Source organism: Alteromonas sp. I10 (assembly GCF_003201515.1).
Lineage (GTDB): Bacteria > Pseudomonadota > Gammaproteobacteria > Enterobacterales > Alteromonadaceae > Alteromonas > Alteromonas macleodii.
On sequence record NZ_QJJN01000001.1, the window covers coordinates 672,447 to 692,705 of the forward strand.

The following is a 20,259-nucleotide window of genomic DNA, read 5'->3' on the forward strand; positions in this document are numbered from 1 at the left end:
ACTTAACTTTCTGTCGGGCAAGGTGCGCCGCCGTTAATCCATACAGACATTGCTCTAGCGAACTGTGCATGTGTCCCAGGAGCTGGTGTTCTGCCTGGGCCGGGGTTCCATGCCCATCTCACCAATGGATCATCACTGACATGGTGTTCAAATTCTTTTTTGAACGTTTTCATGTCATCTCTTCCCCCACGTTGAGCAAGAAAAGAATTCAAACGCGGGTTTAACCAATTGTTGCATAACTTTGAGGGGGTCATGTCGCTGCCAATTATCATGGTAGGAGGCGGCATGTGCCATACGAAACCTGGCATTAGGTCGTTTGCTGCACCAGGTGGCCTGCCAGGTTCACGCGCATTTTCATCTTGGTGACATCCGCGGCAGTTTACGGGGTGCGTTTCGCCAACCTGAACAAACTTTCCATCTTGCACCGCCATTTTCAAGTTATTCACAGAGGTAATGTTCATAGGGTGGGGGACGCTGTTGTCGCCCACTGTCGGTCGGTGAGCGCCATCTTCAATAACACCATGACAGTTCACACACCGTGGATGTGTTGCCACATCGAACAAGTAGTTAAATGCTGTCGTTGGGTTAGGATCTTGCTGATAAGCTTCAAAAGCAGGTGTTGAGTTAGCTGCTTTTGAAGTGCTAGCGGTCAAATTATTATGGTCGCTATCGTCATTTTTATTTGCAATACACCCACTCAGGACGAATGATGAGAGAGCACCAATTAATAGGACTGTTATCATTTTCATCATACTGCCCTTATGCTTTTAATGCTGCGGTAACGTGTTGAGCAAGCATGGGCAAATGACGTAGCCGTACACCAATGGCTTGGTACACGGCATTGCCGATAGCCGGCGCGACACCAATAACGCCTGGTTCACCCAGTCCTACTGGAAACTCCTCACTTTCAACAAGTTCAATATCCATCTCTGGGACATCGTTCATACGTAGAGGAAGGTAGGTATGTAAGTTTGTTTTTGAAACCTGACCGTTTTTCACTTCGTTATGTTCAAACAGTGCCAAGCTCAGTCCCCACAGCAGTGAACCTTCAAGCTGTGCCATCGCGCCATCTGGATGAATAACAATACCAGCATCAGACACAACCCATAACTTCTTAACCGTTATCTTTCCAGTGCGCTTATTAACGTGAACATGGGCTGCAGTCGCGAGCCAAGCAGGCATAGTGCGTTCTTGTCCCGCACTTACGCTATAGCCAATGCCTTCATCAACACCAAATTCAACACTCGCAGTCTTTTTCTTAAGAATTTCAAGCGTATTGGCAAGTCGTGTGGCACCGCCGACACTTTCAGGCGCTTTGCCCCCTTGTTTACCTTTACCGTCTAACATAGCAAGTCTGAAGTCGACGGGGTCTTTGTTGGCTTTCACTGCCACTTCGTCAATAAATGATTCTAAGCCCCATACAATCCAACCTTGGCCTACCGAACGCAGCCAACCTGGCGTAAACGTATCTTGCGCTACCTTATTGTTAACCGCGCGTGCGCGATGGTGAGACATGGTGTACCAGTGGTCGGCACCAGATGCCGAAAACATATCGACTTTCCCTTCACCGTTTACTCCTGGTGCTAGAAATCCTGGTGCCATTTTTAGTGTTGGCCAGCCTGCCGCTAGCGCATGCTCCATGCCTAAAAACTGATTATTTTCATCGAACGACGCATTAAACAGTGAAGTAGAGGCAGAGCGGGGTTGATCAAATAATGTATCATCCGGGCGCATGAATACCAGTTTGACTGGCTGGCCAGCAGCTTTAGCTGTAAGCAAAGCAGGAACAACCCAATCACCAAAAAGGCGTCGCCCAAAGCCACCGCCAAGATAATACTGGTGAAGGACCACATCACTTTCTGGGACCTCTGCGGCTTTAGCTACAGTAGGAAGTGTTAGGCTCTGCCACTGGTTACCCGTATGTATATGCCATTTACCACCTTTAAATTCAGCAATGGCGTTAAGTGGTTCTAGCTGGAAATGATTGGCAGTCGCTGTGGTGTATAAAGCTTCAATGGTTTGTGCCGCTTGTGTTTGCGCCAGCTCTATATTTCCTTCGTCTACAAAAACGGTGCCTTCCTTACGATCGCGTACAATTCTCTCGCCTTCTTTTTGTATATCCGCTTCAGAAACATTAGCGGTTTTACCGGCGTTATAGCCGACTTTCACCATATCAACGGCTTTAATCGCTGTGGGGTAGTCTGTAGCCAATACAGTGACCCAGCCTTCGATGGTACCGCTCGGATCGGTAAGCACTTTATAACCTTTATATCCCGGTAGACTCTTAGCCTTACTGTCGTCGACATTTGTTACTGTACTGCCATAACGAGTCGGAGGCAGAATGGGGCGTGCATAAAGCATGTTTTCCACTTCCACATCAATGCCGTATACCGCAGTACCGTTAGTTTTAGGCGGGATGTCGAGTGCTTTGTAGTCTGCGTTAACACCGATAAGGTGGCGTTTTTTACCCGGTTTAATTGGCAATTCAGCAAGCTCATCTGCACTGAATGTTTTGTCTACTTTGCCATTCGCTACGATATCGCCGTAGCTAATTTTTTTGTTACCTGAGATAACAAAGCCTTTTTCTGCCTTACAACTATCGGCAGGCACGCCAAGTAGCTTCGCACCTGCATCAATTAACACCATGCGGCCAGCGGCGCCCGCCTGAGACATTGGCTTGTAAGTATGGAAAATTGACCAAGAGCCGCCTGTTACCATGTAGCCCCATTTCGGGTCTGTATCAACGTGAACTATAGACACTTTCTCCCAGTCGCACTCAAGCTCATCAGCCAAGATTCTAGCGATTGGCGTGCCGATATGCTGACCCATTTCCGCTTTGGCTATGTTGACGGTAACGTTGCCATCTGTATCCATTTCAAACCAAATATTTGGAGAAAACTGTTTGGCTTCAATACTTTCTTTCGCCGACAGCAGGGATGGAATAGCGGCAGCACCAAATGCCATGAATAAAGACGTTTTCACTGATCCCACCATAAAAGACCGGCGAGATAAGTTGATCATGTCTTTCTTTTCTTGAGAGATATTTTTCATGCTCATGCGTTTTCCCCTTCTGATGAAGCGGTTGGATCAAAGTATTGAACAGAAGACGTTGCAGCGCGCTTAATCGCCTTTTTTATGCGCGCGTAAGCCATACAGCGGCAATAATTGGTGCTCATGTGATTAACAATATCTTGGTCGCTCGGGTTTGGATTTCTATCTAGCAATGTCGCTGCTTGCATGATTTGGCCAGACTGGCAATAGCCACACTGAGGAACCTGCTCTTCTACCCAAGCAGATTGCAGCGGATGCGCGTTGTTGAAGCTTTCAATAGTGTTTACGTTCTTATCTTTAGCTAACGAAACGGGATAGGAGCAAGAGCGAATAGCGTTACCATCAATATGTACCGTGCATGCGCCACACATCGCTACACCGCACCCAAACTTGGTACCTTTTAGTCCAAATTCATCGCGTATTACCCAAACGAGAGGCGTATCTGATGCAGCATCTGTCTGCACTCTTTTTCCATTTAACGTAAATTCAATCATGGTTTGTGTCACCGTGAAGTTAATGTTTAATATGCTCTCGCCAAGGCGCTGTACTTGGTTTGAACGGTCTGTTTTGCCTGTTTTAATTGGTATTATTAAAATCTGGCCGCGTTGGCTCTCCCTTTAATAACCGCTCACTCCATAGACGCCCGAATGAACCTTTCGAATTGGAGTTAGACTAATTAACTAAAGGTATACTAGAGGCCAAACTTGCTTATGTGGTCTATTTTAGTTACCTTGTTCAAACAAACAATTAGTATACTTTTAGTAACTAGGTGGCTTTTTTAGGAAAATAGATGGAAAGTGAAATAAAAACAGACGCTAAGGGTAGAAAAACCGTTCTAAATACTTGTACAGAGCCTTGTGCTATAGAGCGTGGAATGCGCCTAATTGGTGGAAAGTGGACGGGTTCTATTATTTATCATCTCAAAGATGAGCCTGTTAGATTTAACGACCTGTGTAGAATGCTTGGCGGCGCCAGCCGGAAGATGGTCGATCAGCGCCTTAAAGAGCTGGAAAACAACGGTATGGTGATCCGCAACGTTATCGACTCTCGTCCAATTGCGGTTGCTTATAGTCTCACCGAGTTTGGGCGCTCAGCGCTAGATATTCTTGAACAGCTAAGAGTCTGGTCTGAAAACCACACGAATGATTGAATACCGCTAGCGGTGAGCATTTATCTCACCGCATTTGCTTTATAAAGCGCTAGACCGACACTAGCGGTAATCGAAGTACTTTTTCAACAAGCTCTCCGGCTTTTTCTTGGAAACCAACAAAGTGTTCAGTAGCTTCATGAGCATCAAGGGCATCCTGAGATTGCCATTTCTCCGTAATAACAAACACACCCTCTTCACTTGCATGTAGGTCATACATCACTGCGCCGACTTCTTCTCGGCTTGATTTAACCAAGGGTAACAATGCGTCCAAAAGTGCATCTTGTTGGTTTGGTTGAGAATAGATTACGACTGAAAACTCGATCATTTTACTGTCCTATTGAGAAAAAACGCTAACATAGGCAACTAACGGAGTAATGGTTAGCGTTTAAAGCTGACTAGCAACTTTTTTCAGGTGAAAAGCAATCTCCACCATCAAATGCCTTTTACCGCTATGTCGCAGTTAGACGCTATCTAAGCCTTTTTCTTAGATGCATTTTTTAGCGAATGAAAAAAGTTAATCTATAATGACTTATACTAAAGTATAAAAGGGTGCTCATTATCCTTTGAGTGCCACCTCTTGAGGCGACGGAATGCAATTACCGAACGGGGCGATGCCCTATGTTTGAAAAAACTTTTCACTTTTGTCCTGTTGGGCTCGCTCACGTAAGCGTGGATGGAAGCTTTATACGTGTAAATAAGCGACTGTGTGATTTTTTAGGATATTCTGATGAAGAACTTACGACGTTAACCTTTCAAGAATTAACTGCGCCAGATTATCTTGATGAAGATCTAAGTTACTTAGAGCGCCTGATGGCAGGTGATATTGATGACTATGCGATTGAAAAGCGATATGTAAGGCGCGATGGCGAGCAAGTTTGGGCGAAGTTAACAGTGTCTTTAGTAAGAGATCAGCGCGGCAACCCAGACTATTTTATTTCTATTGTGGAAGATATCGACGAGAAAAAGCGCATCCAGTCTGAGCTCTTTCAAGTTGATGCCTTGTTTAGCAAAATTGTTAGCGCATTTTCTGATAGAACGTTTATATGGGTGGCGACGCCAGACTTGTCTAAACTGCAATACGTTAACGATGGCTATTCAAACATATTCGGTCGCAACGAGTACGAACTTTACTGTAACCCTATGAGTTTTATTGATCATGTACATGAAGATGATAAAGCACGGGTGTTAAAACTGTTCAGTCAACGCCCTTTGCAGAATTGGGATATTCAATATCGTATATACGACTCGAAAGGCGAAGTGAAGTACCTTCACGATCGCGGAAGCTTGATATTTGACGACCGTGAAATGCAGTCGCTTATTTTAGGTACAGCCGACGACATAACAAGAGAGAAAACGCAGCAACAAGCTCTGATGAGCGCCGTTACTAAATTAGAGCACCTGTCGAAAACCGACTCGCTCACTGGACTTGCCAATAGGAGAGAGATATTTAGCCAGTTAAGTGACGAAATTTCTCGTATGGATCGTGGCCAACAAACGTCAACGCTTGTTTATATAGACTTAAACAAATTCAAAGAAATTAACGATAAATATGGTCACAAGGTAGGAGACAAGGCGCTTGTTGAGTTCTCTGAAAGAATGAGTAGTTTGCTGCGTGATAGTGATAGATTCGGTCGTATTGGAGGAGATGAATTTGTCATCTTGCTCTATGGCACGGGTGAAAAGGAAACGGAAGCTTTTTTTAATAGGGTTGCCCAAAGCGACTTTGAAGTTAATGTAGATGGCAATAAGGTAGTACCAATTGGCTTCAGTGTTGGCTGGGTTGAGTGGAGCGAAGGGATTGAAACCGTGCAGGAATGGCTAGATAAGGCCGATGAGGTAATGTACGGAAAAAAGCGTTATCAGCAAGTTTTAACCGCGATTGATAAAGCGATGTAGACAGCTATTCCTGAGACTCGATATCTACATCGCTTTCGCCATTCTATTTTTGTCTTTGAGCGAACCAGCGCGCTATTTCCTGACGCTCTTCGTCTGTCATTTTTGTCTTGTTTAAAAATGGCATGTCTTTGGTCACAGTGGTTCTTCGAACCACTTGTGGCGCAAACCTTTCAATATCTTCCCATGTATCTAATACTACGCCTAAAGGCGCGACTTTAAAGATATCGTCGGTTGGCGTGCGCGAGTGGCAACCCACACAATGGGTTGTAATTAAGCTTACTACTCGCTCATTGCTTACTTCAGAACTCGCTTGGGCGACTGCATTGTTAGCCGTTACTTTTTTACCTACTTCATCGACAAGGGTCACATCTTCATGTCCTTCATTCGATGTATGTGATGGCGACTGTGGCCATGACACCCATAGGGCGATTGCTAGCATGGCGACTGCGCCAGACACTAAAATACCAGGTTTAGTGGTGCCTACATGACGCAAGTTAAAGAAATGACGTATCCAAGCGGCAGCGGCCATTATCGCAATGAGTACCAGCCAATTTTGCGGGTGTTGATACGTCATGGGGTAGTGATTTGAAATCATGATAAACAGCAGCGGCAGCGTGAAATAGTTATTGTGTACCGAACGTAATTTTGCGCTCGCTCCCCAATTAGGGTCGATATCTTTCTTATCGGCTACAGCGGCCACCATTTTGCGCTGGTTCGGCATAATGTTAAAAAAGACATTGCCTGCCATGATAGTGCCAATAAGTGCGCCAACGTGAATATAGGCACCGCGACCGCTAAACCACTGCGTAGACAAGTAGCTGACAATACAAACAAGCGCAACTAATCCGATACCAAAGGCCAGCGGATATTTTGCTAAAGGGCTACGGCAGGCAAATTCGTATAAGGCGAGTCCGCCAAAGATTAATCCTAGCCCTAAAGATATTGCTGTGGCGGGTGACATGGCGTTTACTGACGGGTCGATAAGATAAGCGTTTGCGCCAAAGTAATAAACGATGATCAGTAAAGCGAAGCCAGATAACCACGTGGTATAGGCTTCCCACTTAAACCAGTGCAGTGTTTCTGGCATTTTCTCTGGGCCATAAGCGTATTTGGCAACCTCATAAAACCCGCCGCCATGAATAGCCCATAAGTCGCCTTTTATGCCTTTGTCTTGCTTCCATTTAGGTGGCGTGCGTAGATTGTTATCCAACCAAATGAAGTAAAACGACGCGCCAATCCACGCTACACCCGCTACAACGTGGAACCAACGTACAAATAAACTTATCCAATCTAGCCACGGCATTATTGTTCTCCTTATTTAGGGCCCAAAGGCCCTACAGCAGCCTGTTATTAATGATGTTCTTTTTTATAGCGGCAGGTGCCGCTTATCCACGTTTGGTCGATAGCGCGGTCATCACCTAAAATACTCAAGGCAAAAAACACATCGTCAAAGTCCGCGTCTTCTTTTATTCTCAATTGTGTCAATTCGTCAAACCTAGGCTCAACAACGATAAAGTCAGCGGTGGTGCCCGGGTTTAAGTTGCCTATTTCATGATCAAGCGCATGAGCTACGGCCGCGCCTTGGGTCATAAGATAAAAGCCTTCTAACGGGCTGATGGGCTCGCTGCGCAACTGACTAACCTTGTATGCATCGCCGTAGGTTTTAAACATGTTAAACGTAGTGCCTGCACCCACATCGGTGGCCATAGCCACATGGACCTTGTTAGCACGCGCTGCGGTCATATCAAAAAGGCCACTTCCTAAAAACAGGTTAGATGTAGGACAGAAGGCCACCGTAGCGCCGCTTTCGCCTAAGCGCACCCATTCGTTTGGCGTAAGATGAATGCCATGGCCAAACACCGCACGTTCACGCACAAGGCTGTAGGTGTCATATACATCTAAATAGCCGTCCGCTTTAGGGAATAAGCTCTTCACCCATGCAATCTCGTCTAAGTTCTCAGACAAGTGTGTTTGAATGAAAACGTCGGGATACTGCTTGGCAAGTTCCCCTAATGCAGCAAGCTGAGCTTCAGTACTGGTTGGGGCAAAACGGGGCGTTAGCGCATAGCGGTTGCGGCCCTTGTTGTGCCAAGTTTCAATTAATTGTGCACTGTCAGCTTGTGCTGTGTCGGCGCAGTCATTAAGCGCACTAGGGCAATTCCTGTCCATACATACTTTACCGGCCACAATTGCCATATCAATTTCGCTTGCTGCACTAAATAATGCGTGGCTACTGCTTTTATGAACCGTAGTAAAAACAAAACCTGTGGTAGTACCGTTCTTTAGCAATTGGCGCAAAAATACGTTAGCAATGGTTTTAGCGTGTTCACTGTCAGCAAACTGCATTTCTGTGGGAAACGTATAGTTTTCAAGCCAGCTCAACAGCTGCTCGCCATAATGAGCTATGCTCTGTGTTTGCGGATAATGCAGGTGGCTGTCTATTAAACCTGGCAAAATCCACTTGCCTGAAAAATCTGTCACAGTGGCAGCCGGGTAGCGCTTTACTATCTCTTCAAATGTGCCAATGTCTTTTATTTCTTTATTGTCTACTAACAAACCACCGTCTTTGAATATAGCGATGTCATTATCGAACTGTGTAGTTTGGTTAGGAAAGTGCGCAATGCTTGCACGAAAAAGCTGCATGTTTGTTAGCTGCCCCTGTAGCTGCTGAAACCGAATGGAGAGATAAGAAGTGGCACATGATAATGACCGCCATTCTCATCAAGTTCAAATGTAATATCAATGTGTGGGTAGAAACTTTTGCCATGCGTTTCTACAAGGTAAGGCTTGCAGTGAAAGCGCAGGGTATAAACGCCTGCGGCAAAACCGTCTTCAACGCCCCAGTTGTTAAAACGTCCGTCATTATCCGTTTCACCCGAAAGGGTGCTACCGTCAGGTAGTGTAAGTGTAAGGGCAATGCCTTGTGCTGGCTTACCTAATGTAGTGTCGAGTACGTGGCTAGAAAGCGTATTCATACTGTTTTCCTTAAAAACTATTCAATGCGTATTGACCATTTTTTTGAAAATACGGGGGTTAATCCAGCGCTTTGTTAATACGCAATAGGGTTATCTTTATTTGCTCTGCAGCAGCATTGGTAATCTCTTGCTGTGTGGTATTGGGTAGCCTAGCTTGTAATGCTTCTAACATAGTCTGCGCAGAAAGACCGGTGGCACAAATAATAAAGATAAACCCGTGCTTGTCTAAATAGGCGTGATTGGCTTCTTTTAACTGGCGTAAAACGGCCTCGGACGCGCTGGCTGTACCCGACTGCTCGCCCGCAGCAATGGCTTTAGTATTTGCAAACTTTTTACGCAATGAATCAACGTCGCCAATCATGGGGTGTGCCGTAAAAGCTTCAAGGTAGTCGTCATCACTGCACTTGGCCCACGCGCTCTTCGCTTGATTAACAAGTGCGTCCTTGTCGTTGTAGGGGCGTGCTTTTACCATTTGATAAACCCAGGTTTTCGCCGCGCAGCATTGCTCAAACCAAGATGACGCCTCTTCAGCGCTTAGCGTATTTAATTCTTTAAGTATCACTGATGGTGTCCTTTTCTTTGTGAAACGCTATAGCGGGTTTCTCACTGTATTTGTTACTGTTGCCTGCCGTTACTTCTTTTACATGAAGACGCTCGATAATTTGCGCAGATATAGAAACGGCAACTTCAATTGGTTGCTTGCCAGGAATATCTCGGTTACCTATTGGCGTAAATAGCCTTGCCAGCGCGTTGTCGTCAAACCCACGCTGAGTCAGCTTGGTAATAAAGCGCTTTGCTTTGGTGTCTGAACCAATTAACCCAACAAAGGGGAGGGAAGGTTGCTTTAACGCCTGCTCTGTAATGCGATAGTCCAATTGATGATCGTGGGTGAGTATAATCAGCCAACTGTTCTCATCAAGGTGTCTAACTTCGCTCTCTGGTGCTTCTTCCACGACTTTGTGCACGTTGGCTGGCAAAGACGATGGAAACAGTTCCTCGCGACTGTCTATCCACGAAATGCGTACAGGCAATTGAGCCAAAATAGGCACCAGTGCTTTTGCAACATGGCCAGCACCAAAAATGGCGATGTGCTGCTGATGAACGTTACACACGTCAAATAGCACCTTTACTGCGCCGCCGCAGCACTGTCCTAAAGAACTGCTTAACGGGTAGCTGTGAAGTTCAGTGCATGCTTCGCCCTTTGCAAGGTACTCTCGTGCGCGGGCAATGGCATCAAACTCAAGGTGCCCGCCGCCAATGGTATCGATGCTTTGTGAAGCGGTAACCACCATTTTACTACCGGGTTCACGAGGCGTAGAGCCTGCAGTGCCAACCACAGTCACAAGCACATAGCCTTCATTACGCGCTTGGCATTCGGCTATTCCCTCATACCAGTTTGTTGCACGAAATGATTGGGGCGCGCGAGATGACTTTGCTGCAGTGAGTGTCATAAAACACCGCCTCGACTGGAAGAATGCTGCATAGCACTTACTGCATTTAACACCCGTTCTGGTGTGGCTGGTGTATCTAGTTGCGGATCAACTGTGTAGCCAGATAGGCTAGATATGGCGTCTTTAAGGGCGCACCACACTGAAATAGCAAGCATAAATGGTGGCTCGCCAACCGCTTTTGAGTGGTAAATGCTGTCTTCAGCATTTTTTCTACCGAACAGCTTCACATTAAACTCTTTTGGCGTATCGCCAATGGCTGGAATTTTATAGGTCGCCATATTTTCACTTATCAGCTTACCCGCTTCATTCCATTTAAGGTCTTCTGTGGTAAGCCAGCCCATACCTTGAATAAACGCGCCTTCTATTTGGCCAATATCAATGGCAGGGTTAAGACTGTTGCCAACATCGTGGAGCACGTTAACTTTATCTACCGTATATTCACCGGTAAGTGTGTCGACAGAGACTTCGCTCATTGAGACGCCATAAGCAAAGTAGAAAAACGGACGGCCTTCACCGGTATCGCGGTTATACTGTAATTTTGGGGTTTTGTAGAAACCGCTTGAAGACAAAGATACACGAGCAAAATACGCTTGCTGCACAAGCTCGGTAAAGGTAATTTTGTGCTCATCCAATACCACGTGCTCATTAATGAATAGCACGTCGCCAGCGCGGTCCTCTAGACCTAAGCTTTTGGCAAAGCACTCGGCCAAACGGGCTTTTAGCGTAATACATGCATTTTGTACGGCTTTTCCGTTTAAGTCAGTGCCGCTTGAAGCTGCTGTTGGTGAAGTGTTAGGTACTTTGTCAGTGCGTGTTGCAGTGACTTCAATCATATCCAAATCTAGTCCAAATTCATTGGCTGCAATTTGGCCTATTTTGGTGTGAAGCCCTTGGCCCATTTCAGTACCACCATGGTTCACCTGAATACTACCATCAGTATAAATGTGCACTAAAGCGCCAGCTTGGTTTAAATGCTTCGCGGTAAATGAAATGCCAAACTTAACAGGCGTTAGCGCTAAACCTTTCTTAATCACCGGGCTTTCGCGGTTAAACGCTGCAATAGCTTCACGGCGCTGCCAATACTGAGCGGTTTCTTCTAGCTCGGCAATCATATCGGGCAGAAGGTTATGTTCTACCTTCATTCCGTAGGGAGTAAAACTACCTGTAGTGGGGCCGTATAAATTACGTTTTCTCACCGATAGGGGGTCGCTGCCAATAGCACGGGCAATTCTATCAATCATGGCTTCAGCCATAATCATACCTTGCGGTCCGCCAAAACCTCGATAAGCGGTGTGCGATACCATATTGGTTTGCAATCTGTGGCCAACAATGTCGCTATCACCTAAGAAATAACCGTTGTCCGCATGGAACATGGCTCTATCGACAATGGCGTCAGATAAATCAGGCGAGTGCCCACAAATACCATTGATTGTCATGCGGGTGGCTTCAATTTTACCTGTCTCGTCAAAGGCCACGTCGAACTCGTTTTCGAACGGGTGACGTTTGCCAGTAACATGCATATCAGTGAAGCGTGGTAAGCGAAGCTTAACCGCACATTGATTGCGCGATGCCAGTAGAGCCGCTATACAGGCCCATTGCGCGGCTTGAGTTTCTTTTCCGCCAAAGCCGCCGCCCATACGTCGCATGTCTACCATTACACGGTGCAATTTTACATCGAGCACTTCGGCAACGAGTTTTTGTACCTCACTGGGATGTTGACTAGACGTATAGATTTTCATGCGATCTTCTTCATCAGGGATCGCAAGGCTCACTTGTCCTTCTAAGTACATATGTTCCTGTCCACCAATACTGAGCGTGCCATGTGCTTGGTGGATCGCTTTTTCAAATGTACTTTCAACGCGGTCAGTGTGTTGGCCAAACCGATGTAGGGGACGCACAAACGTTTGCTGCTGGTGGGCAGCTTCGGCACTAAGTATAGGTTTGGCTTCACTCACCTCTAATTTCCCTTTTAGCGCAGCTTGTCGGGCAAGGTTTATCGAAGTGGCAAGTACTGCAAATAAAGGCTGACCGAAGAATTTGATTTCGCCATTAGCAAGTAACGGATCGCCTTCGAATACAGGTCCAATATCTTTATGGCCAGGCACGTCGTCAATCGTAATCACATCTACAACGCCTTCACTTTGGCGAACAGCGTCAAGATTTATCGAGTTAATCGTACCTTTTGCGCATTGGCTTACACCAACTGCAGCATAAAGAGTGCCTTGAGGTTCAATAACATCGTCAACATAGTTGGCGCTGCCCTGAACTTGGCGTGTTGCGCTCTCGTGCTTTTTAGATACGTGAACGACACTTTGCTTGTCGTTTTGTTGCAGTGGATTAGGGGCATCAATTAACTTACGCATGCTGCACCACCCGTGTTTCAATTTGGTTTGCTGTTTGGTTCTCTAACCAGAAGCGATGCCACAGGTTAGCTAAAACAGTTTTACGGTATTGGGCTGTAGCGCGCACATCATCGATAGGTGAAAATGCATCGAATAAGACTTGTTTGCCCAACGTTAAACATTCGTTGCTAGCGAACTGCTTACCTTTCAAAACGTTTTCTAACGCATTGCAGGTTGACGGAACTGCTGCTACACCACCAAAGCCACTGCTAATGGCTTCTACCTTGCCGTTGTCGAGTGTGACATTAAATACGGCGCATACTGCAGAAATATCATCTTCAAATCGTTTCGATATCTTATATGCAGCTAATGCTTGATTGGGCTGTTTCAATGGTATTTCTATTGCACTTATCCATTCATCTTTCGCCAGCATGGTCTCGCGATAGCCTGTGAAGAATGTGCTAATTGGGATCATACGAACGCTCTCGCCGTTATCTAAATGCAGTATGGCATTCAACGCGAGTAGTAACGGTGGCATATCACCAATAGGGGAAGCGTTAGCCACGTTACCGCCAATGGTAGCCTGATTGCGGATAGGCAACGAGGCAAATCGGGTAACAAGCTCAGCCACTTGCGGAAATGCATTTAGTAATAAAGGTGCCGCATCATTTAGCGGTACAGCTGCACCAAGAATAAGAGAATGCTCGCTTTTGGTGCATTGTTTTAGTGCATCAATATGCGTCACACTGATAAGCGTTTCTACATCTTTTAGCTGTTGCGTGAACTGAAGGCTTAAATCCGTGCTGCCAGCGACTAGCTGTGCAGTTGGATGCGCTTGAATCAGAGTCTTCAGTTCTTCGCGAGACGTTGGCGTATGGATATTGCCCGTACCAGTGGGTTTCTCACCAGATAATGACAGCAATGTAGAAAGGGTGGCAGCTTGGCGTGCAGTGAATTGATCATCAGGTGTTTGTTCGCACACCGCCATCGTAGCATCGATAATAGGGCGGTAGCCTGTACAGCGACACAAGTTGCCTGATAAGGCGTGCAGCACATCGTCGCGATTTGGTTTTGAATTGCTGTGATATAAGGCAAACATCGACATGATAAAACCAGGTGTGCAAAAGCCACACTGAGAACCATGGTGATCAACTAACGCCTGCTGTACGGGGTGTAAGTGTTTACCATCGTTCAAATGCTCAACAAATAAAAGCTGCTTCCCATGAACTGCACTCATTAGCGTGATGCAGCTATTCACTGTTCGATAATTAAGTTCTGCAGCGCTATTTGAGGAGGCTGGTTCCACAAGTACTACGGTACATGCACCGCAGTCTCCTGCTGCACAGCCTTCTTTTGTGCCTGTTTTTTTGCGATGTTCGCGAATAAATTGTAGAAGGGTGAGGTCGGCCCGCGCTTCATTTAATTCAACGACATCGTTATTTATTAGAAAGCGAATCATACTCACACCTTCTTGTTCTATTCATTCTTGTATTCATTAATATAGCTGTATTTTTTCAATAAAAGTAGACCATTTGGTCAATTTATTGCTTATAAAAAAAGGCCGAGTTCTAAAAGGCCATGATTTTGCGCAAATTTGATTGGAAAAAAAGAAGTGATACCTTTCTATTTTTCTTTTGCTAAGCACTACGCCGATTTGTTAATAAAGATTAAGGCAAGATTCGTGCAAGGTTTTGAACTATTCGCGTAATTCGTGTTTTAGTATGGTTAACACTCCCTGCATAGGGTATGTATGATCTATAAGAGCATAGCAACTCGTCGGCAATAAATGCTAACCTATCGAAAAGGCATGCAGCATTTATACTGCCCGTGCGCTTGCAAAGTAGATTGCAAAGGAATTTTAATAATAATGATGAAGGTAAAAAGTGCTGACGCTGGCGTTGGCGCTATGAACAGAAGAAAAATACTCCAAGCCGCTGAAAAATGTTTTGCACAGTTTGGCTTCAAAGGCACAGCAGTACAAAAAATTGCTGATGAAGCAGGACTTCCTAAGACTAACGTTTTGTATTATTTCAAAACAAAACAAGAGCTCTACGTAGCGGTACTAGAAGAAACCCTCTCGCTGTGGAACTCACGTTTTGATAAAGCCACAGTAGAAGACGACCCAGCCGAGGTACTCGCCAATTATATCGCCGAGAAAATGGAAGTGTCGCGAACGCATCCAATGGCCTCAAAGATCTTTGCGATGGAAATTATCAATGGTGCACAAAACTTAAGTGGCTACTTTGATGAAGAGCATGCGCTTTGGATGAAAGGGCGACTTGCGGTTATTGATGCATGGGTAAAGGCCGGCAAACTGCCACCTGTTGAAGGTGAATACTTGCTTTACACAATCTGGGCGAGTACCCAGCACTATGCTGACTTCTCTGCGCAAATAACCCGTCTACGCGGTAAAAAGATGACAAAATCAGATTTTGAAGACGCTACAAAACAAGTGGTAAAACTCGTGCTCGGTGGCTGTGGGTTATCTGTGCCAGAAAACTTCGAGGTGTAGCATGACAGAGTCTGTTTACCCTCGTGATCTGGTTGGTTACGGTCAACATGTACCTCACGCAAAGTGGCCGGGCGACGCAAAAATCGCGATTCAGTTCGTATTAAATTACGAGGAAGGTGGCGAAAATTGCGTGCTTCATGGTGACGAGGCGTCAGAAATATTCCTATCGGAAATTATCGGCGCACAAGCGTATAAAGATCGCCACCTCAGCATGGAGTCTATTTACGAATACGGCAGTCGTGCAGGGTTTTGGCGTTTACACCGTTTGCTTAATAAATACGACATTCCCGTTACTGTGTTTGGCGTCACTATGGCTATGCAACGACACCCTGACGCCGTAAAAGCCATGATGGATTCAGGTTGGGAAATCGCCAGCCACGCCATGCGCTGGGTGCATTATCAAGACATGGACGAAGAGCAAGAGCGTAAACAAATTGATGAGGCGATTATTCTTCATGAGCAGTTAACGGGCAGTAAACCTGTAGGTTGGTATACAGGAAGAACGAGTCCGAATACGCTGAAGTTGATTGCAGAGCGCGACGATATCTTATATTGCGCCGATTCATATGCTGACGACTTACCTTACTACGACTGCCATTACAGCAAGCCGTTATTGATGGTGCCGTACACATTAGACACCAATGATATGCGTTTTGCCACGCCTCAGGGCTTCAACAGTGGGGAACAGTTTTTCACCTACTTAAAAGATGCGTTTGACGTGTTGTATGAAGAAGGAGAAGAAGCGCCTAAGATGCTATCTATCGGCCTTCATAATCGCATAATAGGACGGCCTGCTCGACTCGCCGCACTTAAGCGCTTTATCGAGTACGTTAAGTCTCATGATAAAGTATGGCTAGCGACACGAGAGCAAATTGCCCGTCACTGGTTGGAGCTTCATCCTAAAGATGGTGGTGACAAGCCACGTACGTAGCGTTTACAGTACGCCTACTATATTTGAAGTACAGTAAAGTGAAGAGACGAAAGTGAAACAAATGGAGCGCTATCGCCTTCACTTAATAAAGGACAAAACCATGAAAACAAAACTAGCCATTATTGCCCTTGGGGCGCTAGCGCTGACAGCATGCTCAAAGCTGACTAAAGAAAACTACGATAAATTAGAAATGGGTATGTCTCAGGACGAAGTTGAAGCAATTCTGGGGTCAGCTGACAACTGCGGAAAAACAATGGGTACCATGGCATGTACATGGGGCAATGAAGACAGTAAGCACGTTAAAATCGTATTTATGGGTGATAAAGCCGTTACCTTCACTTACGATGGATTGAAGTAAACGTATATCTTTTTCACTTGCCTAGTTTAAAAAGAAAGGTGGCGTTGAAAGCCACCTTTTTTGTATCTAAGGCGTTAACTTACAGGCACGCAATAAGCCCCGTTGAATTATTTTAAATCCAATAAGTATCGTAATAAGAAAACAATCGCCAGTGCATAAGTGAGCGGTGTTACTTCTTTAAATTTTCCCGTACCTACCTTAATGCCAACATAAGTAATAAAACCAAGGGCAATGCCTTCGCTAATGCTGAATGTGAGCGGCATGGCGATAAGTGCAACAGAAGCAGTGGCTAACGCACCTAAGTCGTCGAAATCAACCTGTCGAATCGATTCCATCATTAAAATACCTACCATCAATAGCGCTGGCGTAGTGGCCATTAGCGGGATAACTTTCATTAGCGGTGTTAAAAATAGCGAGAGTAAGAAGCAGATTGAAACCACTACTGCGGTAAGTCCGGTTCTGCCGCCCGCCGATACGCCTGTAGCGGACTCCACATAGCTAGTTACTGGAGATGTACCCACTAATGCGCCAGCAATACTCGCTGATGCATCGGCTGTCATTGCTGAGCCAATTTTCGGTAGCTTGCCTTCGGGAGTAAGTAGATTGGCTTTTCGAGATACGCCGATTAAGGTGCCAATGGTATCGAACATGTTCACAAACATAAGTGCGAAAATGAGGTCCCACGTTTCAGCAAGGTGATCAATTGGGTACCAAAAGTCCATTGCCATAAAAGTGTTTGAAATAGATTCTGGCATGCCAACTACAGCAGAAGGCGTTGCAGTTAAGGTACCGTTTTCAGTGGGGATAAAAGCACCAATTAAGGTGAGTGTTACGATAGAGATTAAGATAGCGCCTGTAACGCGTTTCACCATCAAAACGATAGTAAAAATAATGCCGATGAGCGCTAACATTACTGCTGGCTCAGAAAGGTCGCCAAGCTGTACGAAGGTTGCGGGATTATCAACAATCAGCCCCGCATTTTTAAGGCCGATAAAGGCAATGAACAAACCTATGCCACACTGCACGCCGATTTTAAGAGAAGGAGGTATAGACTCGGCTATTTTGGTTCGAACTCCGGTGAGAGAAAGGAGTAAAAAGAGAATGCCGTTCCAGAAAACAATACCAAGCGCTGCTTCCCATGGAATTTCACGACCAAGACAAATGGTAAACGCGAAAAAGGCGTTCAAGCCCATACCTGGTGCCAACGCAATAGGGTAGTTAGTCATTAGCGCCATCATTAAAGTGCCAATACACGCCGCTATTGCTGTCACTGTAATTAGGCCCTCTACGGGCATGCCACTTAACCCAAGAATACCTGGGTTCACCACGAGTATATAAGACATGGCTGCGAACGTAGTAAGTCCTGCAATGATCTCTGTTCTTACTGTTGTTCCGTGTTCCTGCAGCTTAAATAGCCGTTCGATTACGTTGTTGGACATCAAGAGTTCTCTGTTAGTATTTCATTGTGTGTTTTGTGCGTTGAAAGCAATAAACTGACCAATTAGTCAACTTGTTGGTGTGTTTTGTGCTAACTTACTTTTCAGTACAATGACTAATTAATAGCCATTGCGTGACTCAAGGTCACTAGCCAGGCAGCACAAAGCCAGCCAAACGGTTAGTAATCAACATAGATGAAGTCAAAAAAACCGCAAACAAAACCTAAATGAGCAATAGAACTCGTTTACAGATAGCATTAAAGATAAACTATTACGCACCAATTAAATGCCATTGCATTGTTGTGGTGCAAATAAGTGAGGGGCCATGTCGCTGTCATCAATAATTAAAAACATTCCAAAGGCCGAACTGCATCTGCATATAGAAGGTAGCTTAACGCCTGAACTTATGTGGCGCCTAGCTGAAAAGCACAGTGTATCACTTCCTTATGCTAGCGTGGAAGAGATAGAAGCGGCGTATAACTTTGAAGATCTCCAAAGCTTCCTTGACTTATATTATGCAGGGGCGGGCGTGCTTCGCGATGAGGATGATTTCTTTGCTTTAATGTGGGAATACTTAACGCGGTGTCATGAGGACAATATCGTCCACACAGAAATTATGTTTGATCCGCAAACCCATACAGAGCGTGACATAGGTTTCGATATTTTCATGCCAGGCTTTTTGAAGGCGATGGAAAAAGCAAAAGATGAATACGGTATCAGTAGCTATTTAATCATGTCTTTCCTTCGCCATTTGCCAGAAGATGCTGCCTTCGATACGCTTTCTGCAGCAGAGCCCTACTACGAGCACATTACAGCGGTAGGGTTAGACAGCTCCGAACTTGGTCATCCGCCGTCAAAATTCGAACGCGTATTCAAAAAAGCCAAAGCGCTGGGATTTAAAATTGTCGCCCATGCTGGAGAAGAAGGACCGGCATCTTACATTTGGGAAGCCATCGAGCTATTGGACGTTGATCGTATTGACCACGGTGTGCGCTGCCAAGAAGACGAGGCGCTTATGGACCTCTTGAAAGAAAGACAAATTCCACTCACTGTTTGTCCGTTAAGTAACCTCAAACTGTGTGTGATAAATGATATGAAAGACCACAATATTGTCCAGCTTCTTGATGCTGGGCTTCTGGTCACGGTTAACTCTGATGATCCTACGTATTTTGGTGGCTTCCTAAATGACAATTTTGAAGCGTTGCACCAGTCTCTGGGTATTGACGAAAAAACAATTCGTACGTTGGTAGCAAATAGCTTTAAGGCAAGTTTTTTGCCGCAGGAGCAGAAAAATCAGCTTGTTGAAAAGGTTCTTTCAGCCTAGGGCCTGTTGACTTTTGGTGTACGAATTTTGGTCTAAATGGAAGCCTTTTAATCGCGAAACAGTCCTGCAAGCCTAGCGGGCTAAGTTAAAGGACTGTGACAAAGAGTAAAAGGCTTCCATAACGACCCCTTCGGGCAGCGCCTTTGTGCCATCTATACTGCGTTGAATGTTCTCGATTTAGAACCACTAAACCGTCAAACATTCGCCTTGTCTAGATGGCACACAGACCGCTGCAAAAATGTACAACAAAGGTCAACAGGCCCTAGCAAGGCGAGGAGTGGAAGATAGTCGAGTTAGCTTCTGGCGATTAATGCGAGAAGCTAATGTGATTTTACGATTGCATGACTGCAATAGTTTGCTTAATCAAATTGTCTAATTCTGTGATGTCTTGAACGATTTCGCTTAAATCGTCTTGCTTGGCTTTGTTTTCAATAGATGATGCCTTTTCCCGAATGGCATCGGCACCTACATCGCCCGACACACCTTTCATAGCATGACTGTTGAATCTAACGGCTTCAACATCTAATGCGGTCGCAGCACTTTGAAGTGCTTGTTGTTTTTGTTCTATTTGCGCGAGGAACATTTCAACAATACGGTTCAATAACCCCTCATTTCCACCCAATCTGCTTATTGCAGCATCGCGGTTCCATAATTGTTCTCGAGTGGGCGTATCGTTTGAGTTAGATGTGTCCATATGTGCCACCGTAATTGAAGCGTTAAGCCAGTGTACAATAAATGTTCTAAACAAAAAACAGCAAGTTCAGCCGCTTAGCATACAACGGTTCATAAACCGGCAAAACCTAGACTAAAGACTAATTTTTTTTTACGTATCT

19 protein-coding genes are annotated in these 20,259 nt (G+C 45.3%); 6 read left to right on the top strand and 13 right to left on the bottom strand.

What is annotated here, in order from left to right; genetic code table 11:
* Nucleotides 1-2 precede the first annotated feature (2 nt).
* The 3 genes from BZA03_RS02925 to BZA03_RS02935 are packed head-to-tail and all read right to left on the bottom strand — an operon-like array spanning nt 3 to nt 3,545.
* Nucleotides 3-743, bottom strand: coding sequence for a hypothetical protein (locus BZA03_RS02925; RefSeq protein ID WP_258364569.1), 741 nt, complete (start codon nt 741-743; stop codon nt 3-5).
* A gap of 16 nt (nt 744-759) precedes the next feature.
* Complete coding sequence (locus BZA03_RS02930) at nt 760-3,057, bottom strand: xanthine dehydrogenase family protein molybdopterin-binding subunit (protein WP_110287927.1); 2,298 nt, start codon at nt 3,055-3,057, stop codon at nt 760-762.
* A complete protein-coding gene (locus BZA03_RS02935) occupies nt 3,054-3,545 on the bottom strand; it encodes a (2Fe-2S)-binding protein (RefSeq protein ID WP_014976187.1) in 492 nt (163 codons plus the stop codon). The genes BZA03_RS02930 and BZA03_RS02935 overlap by 4 nt, the downstream gene beginning before the upstream one ends.
* Nucleotides 3,546-3,841: 296 nt before the next feature.
* On the opposite strand from BZA03_RS02935, the gene BZA03_RS02940 reads away from it, so the two are divergent.
* Nucleotides 3,842-4,201 carry a helix-turn-helix domain-containing protein gene (locus BZA03_RS02940; protein WP_014949063.1) on the top strand — a complete coding sequence of 120 codons (360 nt, stop codon included), beginning with the start codon at nt 3,842-3,844 and terminating at the stop codon, nt 4,199-4,201.
* A gap of 49 nt (nt 4,202-4,250) precedes the next feature.
* On the opposite strand, the gene BZA03_RS02945 is transcribed toward BZA03_RS02940, so the two are convergent.
* Nucleotides 4,251-4,526 carry a putative quinol monooxygenase gene (locus tag BZA03_RS02945; RefSeq protein ID WP_014949064.1) on the bottom strand — a complete coding sequence of 92 codons (276 nt, stop codon included), beginning with the start codon at nt 4,524-4,526 and terminating at the stop codon, nt 4,251-4,253.
* A 293-nt stretch (nt 4,527-4,819) separates the two neighbouring features.
* Here BZA03_RS02945 and BZA03_RS02950 point away from each other — a divergent pair, with 293 nt between their 5' ends.
* Nucleotides 4,820-6,097 carry a diguanylate cyclase gene (locus tag BZA03_RS02950; RefSeq protein ID WP_110287928.1) on the top strand — a complete coding sequence of 426 codons (1,278 nt, stop codon included), beginning with the start codon at nt 4,820-4,822 and terminating at the stop codon, nt 6,095-6,097.
* A gap of 43 nt (nt 6,098-6,140) precedes the next feature.
* On the opposite strand, the gene BZA03_RS02955 is transcribed toward BZA03_RS02950, so the two are convergent.
* From BZA03_RS02955 to xdhA, 7 genes are read right to left on the bottom strand one after another with little or no spacing between them, the layout of a single operon-like run.
* Nucleotides 6,141-7,400, bottom strand: coding sequence for a urate hydroxylase PuuD (locus BZA03_RS02955; RefSeq protein WP_110287929.1), 1,260 nt, complete (start codon nt 7,398-7,400; stop codon nt 6,141-6,143).
* A 47-nt stretch (nt 7,401-7,447) separates the two neighbouring features.
* Nucleotides 7,448-8,740: a guanine deaminase gene (gene guaD, locus BZA03_RS02960; protein WP_110287930.1), complete on the bottom strand. Its 1,293-nt coding sequence runs from the start codon at nt 8,738-8,740 to the stop codon at nt 7,448-7,450.
* Nucleotides 8,741-8,745: 5 nt separating this feature from the next.
* Nucleotides 8,746-9,072, bottom strand: coding sequence for a hydroxyisourate hydrolase (gene uraH / locus BZA03_RS02965; protein ID WP_014976192.1), 327 nt, complete (start codon nt 9,070-9,072; stop codon nt 8,746-8,748).
* A gap of 58 nt (nt 9,073-9,130) precedes the next feature.
* Nucleotides 9,131-9,634: a 2-oxo-4-hydroxy-4-carboxy-5-ureidoimidazoline decarboxylase gene (uraD, locus tag BZA03_RS02970; RefSeq protein ID WP_110287931.1), complete on the bottom strand. Its 504-nt coding sequence runs from the start codon at nt 9,632-9,634 to the stop codon at nt 9,131-9,133.
* The gene (gene xdhC, locus BZA03_RS02975; protein ID WP_110287932.1) at nt 9,624-10,523 is read right to left on the bottom strand and encodes a xanthine dehydrogenase accessory protein XdhC; all 900 of its coding nucleotides are present in this window, start codon (nt 10,521-10,523) and stop codon (nt 9,624-9,626) included. The genes uraD and xdhC overlap by 11 nt, the downstream gene beginning before the upstream one ends.
* Nucleotides 10,520-12,886 (bottom strand): xanthine dehydrogenase molybdopterin binding subunit, encoded by a 2,367-nt coding sequence (gene xdhB, locus BZA03_RS02980; protein WP_110287933.1) that lies wholly within the window; start codon nt 12,884-12,886, stop codon nt 10,520-10,522. Before xdhB ends, xdhC begins: the two co-directional genes overlap by 4 nt.
* Complete coding sequence (gene xdhA / locus BZA03_RS02985) at nt 12,879-14,324, bottom strand: xanthine dehydrogenase small subunit (RefSeq protein ID WP_075176333.1); 1,446 nt, start codon at nt 14,322-14,324, stop codon at nt 12,879-12,881. Before xdhA ends, xdhB begins: the two co-directional genes overlap by 8 nt.
* 408 nt (nt 14,325-14,732) lie before the next feature.
* Between xdhA and BZA03_RS02990 the strand changes: the two genes are divergently transcribed.
* The 3 genes from BZA03_RS02990 to BZA03_RS03000 all read left to right on the top strand — a co-directional run bounded on the left by BZA03_RS02990 (nt 14,733) and on the right by BZA03_RS03000 (nt 16,666).
* Nucleotides 14,733-15,377: a TetR/AcrR family transcriptional regulator gene (locus tag BZA03_RS02990; protein WP_014949073.1), complete on the top strand. Its 645-nt coding sequence runs from the start codon at nt 14,733-14,735 to the stop codon at nt 15,375-15,377.
* A 1-nt stretch (nt 15,378) separates the two neighbouring features.
* Nucleotides 15,379-16,308, top strand: a complete 930-nt coding sequence (puuE, locus tag BZA03_RS02995) for an allantoinase PuuE (RefSeq protein ID WP_075176335.1) — start codon at nt 15,379-15,381, stop codon at nt 16,306-16,308.
* Nucleotides 16,309-16,408: 100 nt separating this feature from the next.
* Entirely contained in the window at nt 16,409-16,666 is a 258-nt protein-coding gene (locus BZA03_RS03000) for a hypothetical protein (protein WP_014949075.1), read from the top strand.
* 107 nt (nt 16,667-16,773) lie between these two features.
* Here BZA03_RS03000 and BZA03_RS03005 read toward each other — a convergent pair whose 3' ends face one another.
* Nucleotides 16,774-18,105 (bottom strand): NCS2 family permease, encoded by a 1,332-nt coding sequence (locus BZA03_RS03005; protein ID WP_101564103.1) that lies wholly within the window; start codon nt 18,103-18,105, stop codon nt 16,774-16,776.
* Between the two features lie 322 nt (nt 18,106-18,427).
* On the opposite strand from BZA03_RS03005, the gene BZA03_RS03010 reads away from it, so the two are divergent.
* Entirely contained in the window at nt 18,428-19,426 is a 999-nt protein-coding gene (locus BZA03_RS03010) for an adenosine deaminase (protein WP_014976199.1), read from the top strand.
* A 331-nt stretch (nt 19,427-19,757) separates the two neighbouring features.
* Here BZA03_RS03010 and BZA03_RS03015 read toward each other — a convergent pair whose 3' ends face one another.
* Nucleotides 19,758-20,120, bottom strand: coding sequence for an Hpt domain-containing protein (locus BZA03_RS03015; protein WP_039227191.1), 363 nt, complete (start codon nt 20,118-20,120; stop codon nt 19,758-19,760).
* Nucleotides 20,121-20,259 lie beyond the last annotated feature (139 nt).

What these genes read in the sequence shown, in the direction of transcription:
- BZA03_RS02935 (WP_014976187.1), bottom strand. Translation starts at nt 3,545, where the DNA reads ATGATTGAATTTACGTTAAATGGAAAAAGAGTGCAGACAGATGCTGCA.
- BZA03_RS02955 (WP_110287929.1), bottom strand. Translation starts at nt 7,400, where the DNA reads ATGCCGTGGCTAGATTGGATAAGTTTATTTGTACGTTGGTTCCACGTT.
- xdhA (WP_075176333.1), bottom strand. Translation starts at nt 14,324, where the DNA reads ATGATTCGCTTTCTAATAAATAACGATGTCGTTGAATTAAATGAAGCG.
- BZA03_RS02990 (WP_014949073.1), top strand. Translation starts at nt 14,733, where the DNA reads ATGATGAAGGTAAAAAGTGCTGACGCTGGCGTTGGCGCTATGAACAGA.
- xdhC (WP_110287932.1), bottom strand. Translation starts at nt 10,523, where the DNA reads ATGACACTCACTGCAGCAAAGTCATCTCGCGCGCCCCAATCATTTCGT.
- BZA03_RS03000 (WP_014949075.1), top strand. Translation starts at nt 16,409, where the DNA reads ATGAAAACAAAACTAGCCATTATTGCCCTTGGGGCGCTAGCGCTGACA.
- BZA03_RS02940 (WP_014949063.1), top strand. Translation starts at nt 3,842, where the DNA reads ATGGAAAGTGAAATAAAAACAGACGCTAAGGGTAGAAAAACCGTTCTA.
- BZA03_RS02930 (WP_110287927.1), bottom strand. Translation starts at nt 3,057, where the DNA reads ATGAGCATGAAAAATATCTCTCAAGAAAAGAAAGACATGATCAACTTA.
- guaD (WP_110287930.1), bottom strand. Translation starts at nt 8,740, where the DNA reads ATGCAGCTTTTTCGTGCAAGCATTGCGCACTTTCCTAACCAAACTACA.
- uraH (WP_014976192.1), bottom strand. Translation starts at nt 9,072, where the DNA reads ATGAATACGCTTTCTAGCCACGTACTCGACACTACATTAGGTAAGCCA.
- BZA03_RS03005 (WP_101564103.1), bottom strand. Translation starts at nt 18,105, where the DNA reads ATGTCCAACAACGTAATCGAACGGCTATTTAAGCTGCAGGAACACGGA.
- xdhB (WP_110287933.1), bottom strand. Translation starts at nt 12,886, where the DNA reads ATGCGTAAGTTAATTGATGCCCCTAATCCACTGCAACAAAACGACAAG.
- BZA03_RS03010 (WP_014976199.1), top strand. Translation starts at nt 18,428, where the DNA reads ATGTCGCTGTCATCAATAATTAAAAACATTCCAAAGGCCGAACTGCAT.
- BZA03_RS02950 (WP_110287928.1), top strand. Translation starts at nt 4,820, where the DNA reads ATGTTTGAAAAAACTTTTCACTTTTGTCCTGTTGGGCTCGCTCACGTA.
- BZA03_RS03015 (WP_039227191.1), bottom strand. Translation starts at nt 20,120, where the DNA reads ATGGACACATCTAACTCAAACGATACGCCCACTCGAGAACAATTATGG.
- BZA03_RS02945 (WP_014949064.1), bottom strand. Translation starts at nt 4,526, where the DNA reads ATGATCGAGTTTTCAGTCGTAATCTATTCTCAACCAAACCAACAAGAT.
- puuE (WP_075176335.1), top strand. Translation starts at nt 15,379, where the DNA reads ATGACAGAGTCTGTTTACCCTCGTGATCTGGTTGGTTACGGTCAACAT.
- BZA03_RS02925 (WP_258364569.1), bottom strand. Translation starts at nt 743, where the DNA reads ATGATAACAGTCCTATTAATTGGTGCTCTCTCATCATTCGTCCTGAGT.